The organism is Thiorhodococcus minor (assembly GCF_010820565.1).
In the GTDB taxonomy this organism is placed as follows: domain Bacteria; phylum Pseudomonadota; class Gammaproteobacteria; order Chromatiales; family Chromatiaceae; genus Thiorhodococcus; species Thiorhodococcus minor.
On sequence record NZ_JAAIJQ010000010.1, the window covers coordinates 1 to 16,779 of the forward strand.

Annotated in this window: 8 protein-coding genes; 3 read left to right on the forward strand and 5 right to left on the reverse strand. The window is 68.0% G+C overall.

Features of this window, described 5'->3' with window-relative positions:
• The first annotated feature begins 115 nt into the window (after positions 1–115).
• From G3446_RS04785 to G3446_RS04795, 3 genes are all read left to right on the forward strand, one after another.
• Positions 116–730 (forward strand): histidine phosphatase family protein, encoded by a 615-nt coding sequence (locus G3446_RS04785; protein WP_164451271.1) that lies wholly within the window; start codon positions 116–118, stop codon positions 728–730.
• 52 nt (positions 731–782) lie between these two features.
• Positions 783–1,232 carry a tRNA (N6-threonylcarbamoyladenosine(37)-N6)-methyltransferase TrmO gene (gene tsaA / locus G3446_RS04790; RefSeq protein ID WP_167757065.1) on the forward strand — a complete coding sequence of 150 codons (450 nt, stop codon included), beginning with the start codon at positions 783–785 and terminating at the stop codon, positions 1,230–1,232.
• Between the two features lie 462 nt (positions 1,233–1,694).
• Positions 1,695–2,132, forward strand: coding sequence for a bacteriohemerythrin (locus tag G3446_RS04795; protein ID WP_164451272.1), 438 nt, complete (start codon positions 1,695–1,697; stop codon positions 2,130–2,132).
• Positions 2,133–2,378: 246 nt separating this feature from the next.
• Here the strand turns inward: G3446_RS04795 and recD are convergent, their stop codons facing one another.
• The 5 genes from recD to G3446_RS04820 form a co-directional block, all read right to left on the reverse strand.
• Positions 2,379–4,643: an exodeoxyribonuclease V subunit alpha gene (recD, locus tag G3446_RS04800; protein WP_245232307.1), complete on the reverse strand. Its 2,265-nt coding sequence runs from the start codon at positions 4,641–4,643 to the stop codon at positions 2,379–2,381.
• Positions 4,640–8,371, reverse strand: a complete 3,732-nt coding sequence (gene recB / locus G3446_RS04805; protein WP_164451273.1) for an exodeoxyribonuclease V subunit beta — start codon at positions 8,369–8,371, stop codon at positions 4,640–4,642. Before recB ends, recD begins: the two co-directional genes overlap by 4 nt.
• Before the next feature lie 653 nt (positions 8,372–9,024).
• Positions 9,025–12,558 carry an exodeoxyribonuclease V subunit gamma gene (gene recC, locus G3446_RS04810; protein ID WP_164451378.1) on the reverse strand — a complete coding sequence of 1,178 codons (3,534 nt, stop codon included), beginning with the start codon at positions 12,556–12,558 and terminating at the stop codon, positions 9,025–9,027.
• Positions 12,559–12,660: 102 nt separating this feature from the next.
• Positions 12,661–13,068 (reverse strand): VanZ family protein, encoded by a 408-nt coding sequence (locus G3446_RS04815; protein WP_164451274.1) that lies wholly within the window; start codon positions 13,066–13,068, stop codon positions 12,661–12,663.
• 370 nt (positions 13,069–13,438) lie between these two features.
• Entirely contained in the window at positions 13,439–16,225 is a 2,787-nt protein-coding gene (locus G3446_RS04820) for a DUF4214 domain-containing protein (protein WP_164451275.1), read from the reverse strand.
• Positions 16,226–16,779: the final 554 nt, after the last annotated feature.

The window sequence follows — 16,779 nt, forward strand, 5'->3', positions numbered from 1 at the left end:
CGATACTGGGCTCGCGGCGCACGATTACCCAGGCGGGAGTCACACCCGCTAGAACACGCGGCCTTGCCAGGCCGCACTGCCCCCTTCGTTTCCTTGGTGAGCGCTTCCAGACCCGATGACGACAGTGACCAGACTTTGCGTGACCCGCCACGGCGAGACGGACTGGAACAACAGTGGGATCCTGCAGGGATGGACGGATGTGCCGCTCAACGATCGGGGCCGGGAGCAATCCCATGCCCTCGCTCAAGCGCTATCTGGGGCCGGTTTCACGCAGGTTTGCTCCAGCCCGCTGTGCCGCTGCTTGGAGACGGCCGAGATCGTCGCGGCGGACTTGGGGCTGCCGGCCCCCCGCGCCTCTGACGGGCTCAAGGAGCGCCATTTCGGAGACGTGCAGGGCATGCCGAAGGCCGAGCTGCTGGTGACGCATCCCGGTCTGCACCAGGAGATTCTGCGGCGCAATCCGGCCTGCGATTTCGCGGGCGGCGAGACCATGGACGCCTTCGCGCACCGGGTCATGGCGGCGCTGATCCAGATCGCCGCCGAAGCCCCCGAAGAGAGGACGCTGATCATCACCCACGGCTGGGTCATGGATGTCATCACCCGCGAGGTGCGCGCTCAGCCGCGTGCCGCCATACTCGACATGAAGCGCCGCAACGGCGAGTCGCTCTGGCTGGAAGCCCTGCGCACTGGAGGCTTCCGGGAGGGACCCGGTCCATTGCGGTCGGTCTGACGCCCGCAAGCGGCGGCGCTTTGGCAAGCGTTCGTCAAAGGAGGACGCGACAATGAAGAGTCTTCTGCATAAGCCGAGATGGGGCTGGCTCTTGGCGCTGCTGCTGGGCGCCGTATCGACCGGGGGGATGGCGCAAACGATGGAGATGAAGCCCGTCGGCTGGGTCCGAAAGGCGGACGGACAGACCAGCATCCAGATCGCGCCCGAATACGCGGATGCCTTGCTGGGCGTCGACGGGCTGGAGTCCATTTGGGTGCTCTACTGGCTCGACCGCAACGACACGCCAGAGCAGCGCTCGATCCTGCAGGTGCACCCCAGGGGCAACCCCGCCAATCCGTTGCGCGGGGTCTTCGCGACCCGCGCGCCCCTGCGTCCCAACCTCATCGCGCTCAGCCGCTGCCGGGTGCTGTCGGTTCAGGGGAACCTCATCGTCATCGACCAGATCGACGCCTATGCGGATACGCCCGTGGTCGACATCAAGCCGTACCGCGACGGGCGCTGATCACTCAACCTGAAAAGAGCTACCAGCAGCCAGCAGCCAGCAGCCAGCCATTTGCCTAAAGAGAGCAGTTGAACCGCAAAGGGCACAAAGAGCGCAAAGGATTTCAACACCTTGTCTGCGAAGCGATGCTCACCCAGAGGGTGAAGCGACGCAGCAATGCAAGCCTCTGTTTTTCTTCGTGTCCTTCGCGCCTTTGCGGTTCCGATTGCCGAATCTAGGATTTAGGATCAGTCGGTTGGCCGGCGCAGGGTGCCCGCGCGGGCTTACCCAATGGGCAAGGGCTTCGATGAGGAAAACCCCGGTCAACCAACAGCCGGAGGCTGACCGCGGGCGGCTGACGGCTTTTTCTAGGCTCAAACGACTTCCATGAGAACCGGCACACAGATCTGAAAAACCGACGTTGGACGGCACCCCGGACCATGCTAGCTTGGACGAATATTGGTCAGGCTAGGGGCTTGCGCGATGAGCTATTGGACTTGGGATGATTCCCTCTCGGTCGGCATCGACGTCATCGATGGTCAGCACAGACGCATCGTCGACTACATCAATGAGCTGGATGCCGCCCGGGCCAGCCGAGACCAGGATAAGATCACCGAAATCCTCATGGGGCTGGTCGACTACACGCGCACCCACTTCGCCTTCGAGGAAGACATGATGCAGCAGGCCGGCTACCCGCTGTCCGCCTCACACAAGCGCGTGCACGACGCCTTCACCGCGCACATCGACAAATACGCTGCTCAGCATGACGCAGGGCAGGACGTCTCACGCAAGCTCGCATCCGAGCTCCAGATCTGGCTCACCAACCACATCAAGAACGACGACCGCGACTACGCGCCCTATGCCTCCAAGGTGCTCAGTCAGAGCTGGCTGAAGCGCACGCTCGGGCGCTTCTTCGGATAGATCGGCAAAGTCCTCGTCGGGTGGACGAACGCAGTGCAGTCCACCAGCACCGGAGCCAGACCAGGTGGACTTCGCTCTCGAGACTGTGAAGAAATTCTGCGTAGGTTGGGCTGAGGTACGAAGCCCAACATGGCGGCTAGCCTAACGCTTTGATTGTTGGGCCTCCTGCGTCGGCCCAACCTACACCAATCTGCGATCTTCGCGGTGCGCTTGGATGACTCTCACAGTCTCTCTCGCTCGTCCACCCTACGAAGCGACGGCAAGCGCGGCGGAGAGGCCGCTCATGCGCAGGACCTGGCGCTCCAGGGCGTCGCGCAGCACGCCGTCCGCGCGATAGAGCAGCGTGAAGCTGTCCTTGGAGCGCGTGATGGCGGTGTAGATGAGCTCCCGCGTCAGGACGGGGCTCGGCTTGTCGGGCAGCACCAGCGCCGTGTGATCGAACTCGGAGCCTTGTGACTTGTGGACCGTCATGGCGAAGGCGGTCTCCACCGCCTGCAACCGGCTCGGCAGCACCCAGCGGATGCCTCCGGAGCCGTCACCGGCGGGGAAGGCGACCCGCAGGGCGCGCCGCAACCTGCCGTCTTCTCGCCGCACGGGCACCTCGAGCGTGATCCCGATGTCCCCATTCATCAGCCGCAGGCCATAGTCGTTGCGGGTGACCAGCACCGAGCGGCCAGGAAACCAGCTTCCCCAGCCTTCTCCGCTCACCCCGCGCTGCGCCGGCCCGGCGCGAGGGCGACGGACACCCAGGACGGCGATCACGCGCGCATTGAGCCCCTCGACGCCCCAGGTCCCCCGCCGCAGTCCGGTGAGGAGCTGGAAGCGGGCGTAGGCCTCGAGCACCGTCCGCGCCCAGCCGTCGATGGCCGGCGCATCGGCGGTATCGCCCGGGTCGTGGTCGGCAATGGCGGCGAAATAGGCGCCGTATTCCTTGCGGATGAGCGCGTCCAGCGCGGGGTCATGCTCGCCCTTTAGCCGGACCTCGTGAATCAGGCCGAGCTTCTTCGCCGTCTTCTTCGCCGACCGCGCGAAGAGCTGCCGCACCGCCCCGAAGCGGTCCATCTCGACCTGGTGGTCCAGGATGCCCTCGTTCACCAGCTCGGCGAGGGCACCGATGCCGCCCTCGGCCTTGAAGCGGTAACTGTTGCGCAGCATGGCGATGCCTTGATCGAGTGGACGACCGCCCGGGTCGACAGCGTCCGCCGCGACGCGCGCGCCCGTGACCTGCTCCAGCCAATTCCCCGTCTCCCGGGTGTAATGGGCGGCGCGGGCACGCTGACAGAGGTCCCCGAGCACGGCGCCGGCCTCGACCGAGGCGAGCTGATCCTTGTCGCCGAGCAGGATCAGCCGGGCGCTCGGCCGCAGGGCGTCGAAGAGCTTGGCCATCATCTCGACATCGACCATGGAGGCCTCGTCCACCACGACCAGATCGGCCGGGAGCGGATTGCCGGCGTGGTGGCGGAAGTGGCGGCTGTCCGGGATGGGGCCGAGCAGGCGGTGCAGGGTCGTCACCTCGGTCGGGATCTCCGCAGGCATCCGCTCGCCATCCGGCAGCTCGGCGAAGGGCAGCTCCGCGACGCGCCCGGCGATGGACTCGTTGAGCCGCGCGGCCGCCTTGCCAGTCGGCGCCGCCAGGCGGATGCGCAGCGGCGGCTCGTCCTGGCTCAGCGCCAGCCCCTGGAGCACCGCGAGCAGCCGCACGACCGTGGTCGTCTTGCCCGTGCCCGGACCGCCGGTGATGATGGCGAAGGGGCTGCGCGCGGCCAGGGCGCAGGCGATCTTGGGCCAGGGATCGGCGCGATCCTGGCTCTGGAAGACCAGGTCCAAGAGCTTGCGGAGCTTGTCCTCGGGGAGCGACGAGGGCCGCCCCAGGCGCTCCAGGATGCCCTGGCGGATGCGGGTCTCGTAGTTCCAGTAGCGCCTGAGGTAGAGCAAGGTGCGGTCAGGCGAGCCGGCGAGGACGAAGGGTGTGGCGGAATCCGGTGGATTCGCTGCGCCCATCCACCCGGCGTCGGAATCCCGCAGCTCGTAGGGTGGACGAGGCGCGTGCTCGAGCGTCTCAGGCGAAGTGCGATCCTCAACCGCGCGAAGTCCACCAGCACCGGGCGCAAGAGGCGAGCGCGGTGGTGGACTCGCCGTGCTCGTCCACCCTAGGGGAATTAGGTCGGTGACGGCGCTGCTTATGGCCAGGCGCATTGCCCAATCGCGCGGACTGAGTCCCGCGAGCAGCCCCGCCAGGTCGGCCCGCACCTCTGGGCTTTGGCGCGCGTCGTCGCGCAGACGGCCGAGAAGCGCCTCGGGCTGCGCCAGCGCGGCGGCGAGATCGAGGCAGACATGCCCGTGTCCGTTGCGCTCGCTGACCAGGGCGATCGCCAGCAGCACCATTGGATCATCCTCGCCGCCCTGCTCCTGGACGAATCGGGTCAGGGCAAGATCCAGCGGCCTGAGTGCACCCAGGCTCACCCAATGCGCGAGCCGATCGAGGAGATCCGAAACAGAGACGGCTGTCATGCCCCTGCCTCCTCGGGCGCTACGGCTTCGCCCGCAAAGAGCCGATCGAGACGCTCGATGAGCGGGCGCGGCGGTCGATCCATGAAGAGCCCCTGGGTCTCGGCGTAGCTGCCGCGCAGAAAGACGTAGACGACGCCGCCGATGTGCCGCTCGTAGTCATAGTCCGGCAGACGCGCCTTGAGCTGGCGATGCAGGGCGAGGAGGTAGAGCACATATTGCAGCTCGTAGCGCGCCTCCAGCATGGCGTCGCGCATGGCGTCCGTGCTGTAGGCCGTATCGTCCGGGCCGAGCCAGTTGGATTTCCAGTCCACGACGTAGTAGCGCCCCTGGTGCTCGAAGACCAGGTCGATGAAGCCCTTGAGCATGCCATTGATCCGGTCGGCCTCGAGACGGGGCCGCGGCCGGCCGGCCAGGACATGTGCTTGGGTCAGTCGGTCCAGCATCCCGAGATCGACCGAGCGGCTTTCGAGCCAGAACTCCATCTCGACCTGGACCCGCTCGGGCGGCAGGTCGCGGAGCCTGAGCCTTGGCGCCTGGCCCTCAGCATCCGGCAGCGCGGCGAGAACCCACTCGCGCTCCAGAAAGTCCTTGAGCCAGAGATCCAGGGGCGCGATCCACTCGGTCAGGTGGCGCAGGTTGCAGCGCTGCCCCAGCATCTCGCGCCTGAGCCCTTGCGCCTCCGCGGCCGCGGCGAAGCCGGACAGCCGCCGGCCCTGCGCATCGGTCGCGACGGCGGCCGCGGCCCACTCGAGAATGCCGTGCAGAAAGGTGCCATAGCGGCTGCCGCGCGGCAGCCCGTGCAGACGCTTGTCCGGGCGCAGTGACAGGGCATCGGGCGGCTGCGGCGCTGGACCCGTCTCTTCCATGGCCGTTTCCTGGCCGGCGGTCTCGGCCGACTCGGCAGGGAGCGACTCAGACGCCTCGTCCGCCATCGCCTGCTTCTTTAGGGCGGAGTAGCTGGTGATCCACCAGGGTGTGAGCGCGAGATCGGGCGCCGCACGGGCCGGCTCGAGCGCGGCGGAGGCTTGCGGCCGGTAGGACGGCGGATCTGTCTGGGCGATCTGGAGCAGTTGCAGGCCCTGGAGCTTGCGCACCCTGGCGCCGAGATCGGCTTCTCCGGCCCCCAGCAGGTAGGCCAGGGCGGACGCGGTGAAGTTCAGCGTGGGCGCCAGCCCCAGCCAGTTGGCATAGCGGGCGCGGGTGAGCGCGACATAGAGCTTGCGCAGGTCCTCCCCCAGCCGCTCCCGGTCGGCCTGGGTGACGAGCGCCTCGTCCTGCCCGAGGTGGATCTGCAGGCGCTTGTCGGCGTCATGGGTCTTGAGCGGCAGGTCGCCCGCCTTGCTGGGTCGGCAGTTGGCGATGAAGGGCAGGAAGACCAGCGGGTATTCGAGCCCCTTGGACTTGTGGATGGTGACGACGCGGACCAGGTGCGCGTCGCTTTCCAGGCGCAGCTGCTGCGCCTCGGGCGCCTCGTCCTCGGAGTCGGCGCGCGACTCCTCGAGATAGCGCACCAGCGCCTGCTCGCCATCGAGCTGCTGGCTCGCCGCCTGCAGCAGCTCGCCCAGGTGCAGCAGGTCCGTGAGGTCGCGCTCGCCACCGGAGGCACGGAGCAGGCGCGCGGCCACGTCGAAGTCGGCAATCACGCGATAGAGCAGGGACAGCACGCCTTGGCGTCGCCAGAGCTCGTGGTAGCGGCGGAACCGCTCGCCCTGCTCTTCCCAATCCAGCTCGTCACGATTGAGCCGGTCCAGCCGCCCCAGCGGGAGGCCCAGGAGCCGGGTCGCGAGGGCCTGGCGCAGCAGGCGCTCGTCGAGCGGATTGGCGATGGCCCGCAGCAACACGGTCAGCTCGACGGCGACGGCCGTGGCGAAAACATTGCTGCGCTCGGAGAGATAGACGCTGGCCACCCCCAGACGACGCAGCTCGTCACGGATGAGGTCCGCCTCGTCGCGCTTGTTGACCAGCACGGCCAGATCGCTGGGCCTCAAGGGGCGTTGGGTCCCGTCCTCATCGGGGAGCAGCGCCCGCTCCTCTTGGCCTAGCCTGAGGAGGCTGACGATCTCGCGCGCGGCGGCCTGTGCCATCTGGGCGTTGTAGTCCCCCTTGCCGAGGTCTTCCTCGATCAGCCAGGTCCGCAGGGGTGCGCAGGGCTTGCCGTCGAGCCTGAGGCTAGCCGTGGCGCCCTTGCGCGGCGCGACGGGCCGGAAGGGCACGGGGTCTTCACCGCCGTCGCGGAAGAGGAAGGCACCGCACCCGGCCTCCCGCTCGCCGCGCGCGAAGAGGCCGTTGACCGCCTCGATGAGATCGGCCGAGGAGCGATAGTTGGTGCCCAGGGTGTAGTGCCGGTCGGCGGTGTCCGCACGCGCGATCAGGTAGGTGTAGATGTCGGCGCCGCGGAAGCCATAGATGGCCTGCTTGGGATCGCCGATCATGAAGAAGCCTCGGCCCAGGTCGCAGTCGCGGATGCGGTAGATGGTATCGAAGATGCGGTATTGGAGCGGGTCGGTATCCTGGAACTCGTCGACCAGCGCCACCGGGAACTGCTCTCGGATCGCCGCGGCCAGCCGCTCGCCGCGCTCGGAGCCCAGCGCTCGGTCCAGCCGCACCAGCAAGTCGTGCTGGGTCAGCAAGCCTTGCCTCTGCTTTTCCTGCTCCAGACGCGCCCGGATCCAGTGGACGGCGTGGGCCAAGAGGTCGGGATAGGGATCGGGAAGATCGCCGAGCTGCTCGGGCAGCGCGGCTAGGGCTTGGCAGGCCGGGTGATCGACCGGCGCGGCGGCGGGATCTTTCCAAATCTCGCTGACTTCGAGCGACGACATCCGGCGCCAGGATTGGCTCTTGCCCTCGAGGAAGGCAGGTGCGACCTGATCCCGCGCATCCATCCACTCGCGGAGGGCCTTGAGCACCTTGCCCCGGTTGCCCTGGTTCAGGCTGGCTTTACGGAAGTCACCCTTCGCGGCGGCCTCATCGAAGAGCTGCTCCAGGGCATCCGTGTAGCCCCCGCCACGCCATTGCGACTTGAGCCGGACGACAAGCGCGTCCTGCTCCGCCCCGCAGCGCCGCAGACTCTGCTCCGGCGGCTCCGCCGACGGGAGATGGTCGGCATAGGGAAGAAGGCCGCGGACCGGCTTGGCGAGATCGGCCGGGGCCTTCCAGTAGCCCAGGATCTGCTTGAGGTCGGCCTCCGTCATGCCGAGGTAGAAGCTGCGCCAGTAGTCCTCGGCGACCTCCTGCAGCAGCTCGTTGGCGTTGTCCTCGAGCTGCTGATCGAAGGCGTTGCCGCTGTCGAAGGCATGCTCGCGCAGCATGCGGTAGCACCAGGCATGGATGGTCGAGATGGCGGCCTCGTCCATCCACTCGGCGGCGCACTCCAATTGCCAGGCACCGAGCGTGGGCGCGTCCTCGCCCAGCTCGTCGCGGAGCTGCAGAAGCAGCGGGTCGGCGTCGGCATCCGCGACCTGGCCGCGAAAGACGGCCGCCGCCTCGACCAGGCGCCGCCGGATGCGATCGCTCAGCTCCTCGGTGGCGGCATTGGTGAAGGTCACCACCAGGATCTGCGGCGGCAGCAGGGCGCGGGGAAACGCATCCTCCTGGCCGTGCCTCAGAATGAGCCGCAGGTAGAGCATGGCCAGGGTGAAGGTCTTGCCCGTGCCCGCGCTGGCCTCGATGAGGCGCGAGCCGTGCAGGGGGAAGCGCAGCGGGTCGAGGGGTTTGGCGGAGGTATTCATGCGAACGCCCCCCCGCCGTAGGGTGGATGAGCGGGAGCGAAATCCACCTGGCGCACCGCCGGCGTCGCCTGAAAGCGCAAAGCGATCTGGCGACCTCGGCGCGAGGCTCGGTGGACTGCGCTATGGCTTGTCCACCCTACGTGTTTGTATTGGCTTGTCTGGCTCATGCGTGCTTGCCGCTCCCTGGTTTTAGCGCGCTGTACAGGCTGAAGCGCAGTGCTTCTAGGCGTCGAACGGCAGTGGTCATTTGGACGCCCCCCCCGCCGGGTGGATGAGCGGGAGCGAAATCCACCTGGCGCACCGCCGGCGTCGCCTGAAAGCGCAAAGCGATCTGGCGACCTCGGCGCGAGGCTCGGTGGACTGCGCTATGGCTTGTCCACCCTACGTGTTTGTATTGGCTTGTCTGGCTCATGCGTGCTTGCCGCTCCCTGGTTTTAGCGCGCTGTACAGGCTGAAGCGCAGTGCTTCTAGGCGTCGAACGGCAGTGGTCATTTGGACGCCCCCCCCGCCGGGTGGATGAGCGGGAGCGAAATCCACCTGGCGCACCGCCGGCGTCGCCTGAAAGCGCAAAGCGATCTGGCGACCTCGGCGCGAGGCTCGGTGGACTGCGCTTTCGCTTGTCCACCCTAGGTGTGGAGATTGCTTTGTCTGGCTCATGCGTGGTTGCCGCTCCCTGGTTTGATCGCGCTGCACAGGCTGGCGTAGAGGGTGTGCGCCCAGGCGGCGAAGGCGTCCACGTCCAAGGCCTCGAAGCTGTCGTAGCAGCGGCCGAGGTAGTCGCTGTATTGAACGTCTTGCTCGAAGGCTTGTGCCGCTCTGTACCAGGCCTTTTCCAAGTCCAGCCCTTCTTCTAGGAGAGGGCCTTCCTCCGAGAGACCGCTGGGGCCGCCGTTGTCGAGCCAGGCCATGGCGGCACCCAGGCTCACCGGCAAGGGGCGCTGCATGCCTTGCCACCAGGCGAGGAGCAGCTGCTCGAGCGCGGCACGCGCGGCTTCGGCCTCGAGGGGCTCGAAACGCGCCTCGCCCGAGGGCGTGAGCAGACAGGTGGTCACCGGCTGACCGCCGAGCTGGGCCGCGAGGTGCAGGAGCCAGGGCCGAATGGCGTTGCGCCACTGGTACTTGCGGTTCTTGGTCAAGCCGCTGGTCTGCAGCAGCACCTGTCCCAGACCGCTGTCGCTTTCACGCAGATCCAGGATGCTGTCCTCCAGGCCCAGCACCTCACCGCTCGGGACGGCGACCTGCAGCCGGACGGGCACGGGCTGCTCCAACGGCCGCGGCCACTCGGCCAGCGCCGCGCTCCAAGCTTGGTGCAGATCGGGCAGCCCCTCGGTCAGCCCGCCCCCCATGAGCCCGCCGAAGGGTCCTTCGAGCAGGCGGCCCTGGGCCTGGAGCCGCTGGATCCCGGCGCGCAGCCGGGCATTCAGCGCCTCCTCGCCGAGCCCTGGCTCGAAGGCTTGCGCCATCAGCACGTCCTTGATCTGCCAGGCGCCCAGCCCGTCGAGCCTGAAGGTCTCGACATCGGGCAGGACGGCGGACTCCTCGGGCGCGGGGACGCTCAGGCGCTGGTTGAAGAAGGCGTCGACGGGCGACTTGAGGAAACGGAAGAGTCTGCCGATGTCGATCGGGCCTTCTGGAAACCACGGCGGAAGCGGCTCAACGGCCGGCTCGGACGCGGACTGGGCGCCATGGACCTGGCGCCACTCCGAGGCATAGGTGAAGAGACGCTCTGGGCGCCCCGGGGTGAAATAGAGGCGGCTGAAGGGTTGGAGCGGGTGCGCAAGGGTGAGCTCGTCGACCAAGGATGCACCCGGGCTCGTCGAGCACCACCCGGCCGCGATGTGATCCCTCAGCTGCCCGACCAGGACGGACGGCGGACGCAGGCTGTTGTCGCGGATGCTGCGCCCGACCCAGCTGATGACCAGCTTGTCGCGCGCCGAGAGCAGGGCCTCCAGAAAGAGGTAGCGGTCGTCCTCCCGGCGCGAGCGGTCGCCGGGGCGGTAGTCGTTCGCCATGAGGTCGAAGTCGGGCGGACGGCGGTTGCGCGGGTAGTCGCCGTCGTTCATGCCGAGCAGCCAGATCTGGCGGAAGGGGATGGCCCGCATCGGCATCAGGGTCGCGAAGTTGACCGAGCCCGCGAGGAAGCGCTGCGTCAGGCTGGGCTGGTCGAGCGCGGGGAGCAGGGCCGCCTGCACGACGTCCAGCGGCAGGGCCTCGGCGTCGAGGCCGCCGCAGGCGCAGTCGGTCAGCCATTGCGCGAGCGCCTGCTCGACCTGGGCGATGGCCAGGGCGTCGGCCTCGCCGGCCTCGGCGAAGGCGTCGTCGAGGAGCTGGGAGATCAGGGCGGCCCAGTCGCGCGGTGTGCGTGGCGACTGCAGGGCCTGCCAGTAGTGCTCGAGCATGTCGAGCAGCTGGACCAAGGGGCCGACCAAGGCGGCCTCCAGTCCGCCGACCTCGTCATAGGGCTCGACGCCCCGCCAGGCCCCAGCGCCACCCGCCGCGAAGCCGAGCAGCATGCGCCTCAGGCCGAAGCGCCAGGTGCATTGCTCCAGGCCTTCCGGCAGCCCGAGACTGGCGCGCTGCTCGGCGTCCAGTCCCCAACGGATGTTGGCCCCGGAGATCCACTGGCGCAGCCGGGGGAGGTCCAGCTCCTCGATGGCGAAGCGCTGGCGCAGTGCGGGGATGTCCAGGAGGTCCAGCAGCTCGCTGACCGCGAAGCGGGCGCCGGGCAGGCTCAGCAGCGCCTCGAGCCCGATCAGCAGCGGATTGCGCCTGCGCTGCCCCTGGTCGGAGATGTTGAAGGGGATGCGACGCGGGTCGTCGGGGCCGAGCCGCCCGAAGACGGCCTGGATGTGCGGCGCGTAGACGTCGATGTCCGGCACCATGATCAGCAGGTCGCGCGGCTGCAGGGGGCTGCCCTGCTTTGCCGACTGCGCGAAGGCGTCCAGTAGCTGGTCGTGCAGGATCTCGACCTCGCGCTGCGGGCCGTGGGCGACGAGGAATTCGATGCTGCGGTCGGTGCTGGGGTCGATGCGCGCCCCCAGGGCCTGGCGCTCGTGGAGCGGCCGCAGCGCAAGGATGTCGTCCTGGAGCTGCTGCAGCAGGGTCCGGTCGCCCGGCGAGTCGAAGAGGTCGATCGACAGCTCTTGCGCATCAAAGGCCGCTTCGTAGCGCTCGCGCTCATCGTGCTCGTCGAGCAGACGGATGTAGTCGCGCCCCTGCTTGCCCCAGGCCGCGAGCAGCGGATGGCCGTGCAGATGCAGCTCGGTCTCGTCCAGGGCCTCTGGGACCTTGCGATCCGGATTGCGGCGGTAGGCCTGCCGGAAGAGGTCGCGGCCCTCGATGATGTCGCCCCAATAGTGCTGGCTGGGGTTGAGGACGAAGAGCATGACCTGCGCATGGTGCGAGATCGCCTCCAGCACCTCGAGCATCTGCCGTGGCAGCGAGGAGATGCCGAAGACGATGATGCGGCGAGGCAGCGCGACCGAGGCGCCTGGAGCCGCGGCGGCATCGCGCAAGGCCCGCAGAAAGGCCTGGTGCACCTCGGCCCGACTGGCGAAGCTCAAGGGGTCCGCTTCCAGGCCGGCTTCCGCCGCGACGTCCGCCGTGAGGATGCGCCAGAGCGCCGGCTGCCAGGTCTGTGCCTCCGGGAGCGGCTCGTCCTTGCCGCTCGGTCGGATCAGCACATCCCGGCCCGAATGCCAGGCCTCCAGCCAGTCGGCGCGATAGACCTGATACTGGTCGAAGAGGTCCGCGAGGCGCTCGGCGAGCTGGTAGCGGCGACGCGGCTCGTCGTCGCCGTCGAGAAAGCCGCGCAGCGGGGCCAGGCACTGCGTGAGACCGGGCTCGGCGGTCGGCTGATCGCTCGATAGATCGCCCAGCAAGCGATAGAGCCGCCAGGTGAGGGGCGCCTTGTCGAAGGGCGAGGACTCGGGCAGCTCACCGAGGACGCCGCGATAGGCCTGCCAGATGAAGCGCGCCGGCAGCATGACTTGCACGGCGGCGGCGATTCCGCAGCCGCCGCTCAGGTCGTCACCCGGGTCGGCGGCGAGGGCGAGCTTGAGCCATTGGGCGATACCATTGCTCTGGACGAGAATCACCTCGTCTTCCAGCGGCGCCAGCGGATAGCGCCGCATCCAGGTGACCATGAGGCTGCGCAGATCCTCCAGGCGATTGCCCTGGATCAGCATGAAGCCGGTCGGCCATTGGGTGACGGCATCCTTCAGTTGAGCAGGCAAGTGGATCTCCTTTTCTCGGACCGGCCGGACCAAACTCTGGGCCAAGAGTGTAGGTCAAGAGTCCCGGCCCCGCAGCCAGCCCACGCCAAGCGGACCAGCGGACTCGCCTCGACCCTTGAGCCACAACCGTTCGGCGGCCAGGCGCAGCAGGACATAGAGCCCGATCCCCAGGGCGTCCGCCAGGAGGTCGAGCGAGGAAAACTCGCGAAACGGCAGCCCGCGCTGGACCAGCTCGATCAGAAGCCCATAGGCCAGCAGCCATCTCCAGCGCGGCAGCTCATAGCGTCTGCCCGGCCAGCCGATATCCGCCAGCCACGCCATGACGAAGAAGGCGAGCAGGTGGTTGCCCTTATCGTATGAGAAGCCTGGGGGTGTCTCTAGCGGCGCGAAGGCGAGATAGGCCACAGCCAGGACGCAGATCGCCAGGGCAGTCTTGGCGAGGGGTCTAAACAGTCGTGACAACAAGGGTGATCCCCTAGCCGGAAGGCTCTATCTGCGTGTCAGACAATCACCGAGAGTCGGCCTTGATGGTCGGATAGGCCGCTCGCTCGATCGCTGGGAGCGGCGCCTCCCCGCGACCGAGTGGTCATCGCGCCAGGGCGGCGCTGCCACGGCGACCGGGCGGATGGCCGGCGAGTGGTGGAGCCGGTGAAGGCGTGGTCAGGCTGAGCAACATCCGCTGCACAACGCATTGAAACCCTTCGCGCTCCTCGCGGTTCAAGCGCTCTCTTCGGGTTGATCGGCCTCGCCGCGCCCTCTCAGCGGGGAGGGACGAGGCGCTGCGGGGCGGAGACGCCCGCCCCGCCCCCAAGCCCCCCAAAGCCCATGGGCCTCAGTCGGCCAAGGGGCCGAGCAGGCCAGGGATGGACGCGATGGCCGCGTCCCGGGTCGCCGCATCTGCCGTGACGTTGAGAAGCACGTCATAGCCGGCCTGACGGAGCGCCGATTGGTCATCGAAGGACAGTTGGTTGTAGCTGATCCCGTTCTCGGCCTGGTATCGGGCGAAGGCGAGACCGACCTGGACGCGGTTGCCGAAGCGTTGCATGTCCTCCTGCGCCTCAGGACTCGGATTGGCCCAGCCGCCGTTGATGAGGGCGTTGATCATCTGGTCGCGCGAGACGCGCCCGGACTGGAGCTCCGCGAGCCAGTAGTCGTAGCCCTGGGAATCGGCGCCCCGACCGAAGATGTTGCGGTAGAGCGCATCGATGAAGGGACCGAAGCCCGCGCTCTCCGGGTACTGCGCCTGCACCAACGGCTGATCGAAGAAGCTCTGCGCTACGGTATCTGGCGTCCAGGCGACGACCGTCTGGATCTGGTCGACCCAGTACTGCAGGCCGTCGTTGTCAGGCGCATAGCCCATGGTGGCGATATAGATCTCGGCGACCTGCCATGGCGTATCGCGCTCGACCGGCGTGTCGCCGCCCTGGAAGCTGGCGGACACGCTGCGCGCGGCGGCCATGTCGAGGCTGCAGGTCGGGTTGGCCCCAACGCAGTCTCCGCTCCAGCCCGTGAAGCTGGCGCCAGTGCCGGGCTCCGCCGCCAGCGTCACTGCTGTGCCAGCGAGGTAATCGGCCCCGCAGGCGCCCGGGCAGAGGATTCCGGACGGCGCGCTGGTGACCGTGCCGTTACCGGACACGGCGACCTGCAGCCGAAAGGCGTCCGCCGGCGCCGGCTCGTCGACGATCGTTCCAACTGGGAAGACATATTCGGCACGCGAGCGTGCGGTGCTGTCCGACACCGTCGCGTCGAAGAAGACGAGACTGCCGGGCACGACGTCGGCGCTAACGACCGGCGGCAAATCCACCTCCTCGAGGCCGGTTGCAGCGAAGCTGCCGAAGGTCCAGGCAGCCCACTCGCGCGTATCGCAGTAAGCGTTGCCGAATGCCTCACAGCCGCCCTCGTCACTGATGAAGTCGTTCCTCAAGGCATCCAGGTACTCGGGGTAGCGCAGATGCAGCATGACGTGCGAGCGCGCGAAGCTGCTCAGGCTTTCGACCGTCAGCCAGGTATCCAGTGTGTCGCCCGGCTGCGCCGCGAACTCGGGGTCGCGCACCTCGATGATCGACCGCAGGGGCACCTCGGACGCGACGCGGCTGACCATGTCGTCCCGCACCTCCGGGCGCCCCGCGCCCGTCAGGCGAGCCTGACTTGCGAGCAGGCTCCCGAGCGGCGCAGCCGGGTCGACCGTGAGCAATACCCGGCGCTGGGCCACTTCGCTGGCGTCGAGGGCACCCAGGTCCCAGACGAGCCGATCGCCCTGCAACAGCCCACCGCCGGAGACCGAGTCGAGGCCGGTATGCGGCGGCAGTGGCAGCTCGAGCCGCAGGCCGGTGGCGGAGGTGGAGGGCTGGCTGTTGCTGGCACTAATATCCAGCGTCAGAGTATCGCCCGGCTGAACCGGATCCCGGGCCTCGGCCACGGCCAGTTCTAGCGAGCTCTCGCCGACCAGTATGGTGCGCCCTGACTCGACGTGCAGGCCGCTGCTGTCGGTCGCGACTGGGCGCAAGGAGACGAGCGCGCCGGCCATGGCGTCAGAGGCGATGTTAGGCGGCAGGGTGACGGTGACGCCGGCGCCCGCCGCCAGGTCACCGAGGCTCCAGGTCGCCCACTCCATGGGGTTGCAATAGGCGTTGCCGAACGCGCTACAGGTCCCGTCGTCACTGATGTAGGCATTGCGCAGATCCGCGAGCCCGAGGGGGTAGCGGAGCCTTAGCGTCACGTCCGATCTTGCAAAGGCGCTCACGTTCGAAACCGTCAGGGCGAGTCGGGCGAGCTCGTCGGGTGCCGCGGGATCGGGCGCGGCCTCGACGGCCAGCCGCAGCGGCGCCTCGGCCTCCACCCGCGTCAGCTCGCGAATCACGCTGTCGGTCTGGGATGCGGCGCTCAGCCTTGCCTGCGCCTCAAGCGCTGTGCCCGGCGAGACACTGGCGTCGACCGCGACGACGACTTCTTGGCGCCCACCTTCGCCGGGACCCAGCGTGCCGAGCGCCCAGCGCACGTAGCCATCTGCGTAGATACCGCCGCCAGAGGCGGAGACGAGCGAGACAGCAGCGGGAAGCTTGAGTTCCAGCTCCGCGTCGGTGACCTGGGCGGAGGCCTTGCTGTGCCCGTAGGACAAGCGGTAGCTCAGGTCGCCGCCCGGCTGCACGGGCTCGATCGCCTCGGTGACCGCCAGCTCTAAGGCCCGGTCCGCGACCACCGGCAGGACGTAGCTCGCGCTGACGAGACCACCAGAGCTGTCCGTCACCTCGATGCGGGCAAAATCGACCGCAGAGCCCGACGGGACATCCGCGAGCACGCTTGGCGGCACGGTGACCGTGCGGCCCTCGCCCGCGCGCAGCGTACCTAGACTCCAAGCGAGCGTTTCGTTAGGGTCGCAATAGACGTTGCCCGGCGCACAGACGCCTCCGTCACTCGCGAAACGATAGGCGAGCGCGCTCAGCTGCTCAGGGTAGCGCAGGCTCAGGACGACATCGGAGCGGTCGAAGGTATCCGTGTTGGTAACGGTCAAGGCCATCATAAAGCTCTCGCCTGGCTCGACCGGGTTGGGCGTGACGGCGGTGGCGAGCGTGAGATCCGCAAGCGCGACCCGAGACAAGCAAGCCGCGGCCAGGAGCACGGCGACGCCTCTGGCGAAGCTGATCCGAGACGGAGACGGCCGCGGGCGAGACAACGACGGCGCCATGCGACGACGCCGACCACCGGGTGGCGCCGAGCCATCGACCACAGAGCGGCCCGCGTAGAGGAAAGGTGTGCGATCCATTCGAAGCTACCCCACTATGTAGACGCAGCAGATGGTGACGAGCCACAAACCGACGCGGACGACTGGCGAAGCGAGGAAGCGCGGCCGAGCCGAGACGAGCACGTAATGATTTCATTGGCTCGTGCCCCCGATAAGGCGCACCTGGCGGGCGAAGGATGTACAGCAATCACTCTCTGGTGCTGCTTTCTGTCCTTTCCGCCTTCGTGGCTCGACGGCTGCCGTCAATGGCGACAGGCGTTGCCGGCCCTTATCGATGAGTGCCGAGTATAGACATCGAGCACGAGAGGTGAAAACTGTACGAATTGGGGGTGATTAGCCGGTCTTGCGGCGGGCGCACGAACGCCCTGCCGACAGCGGCACCATGCTGTCGCCGCGACCTGACGCCCGTCGCGCCGGGGCGGCGCTCCCAC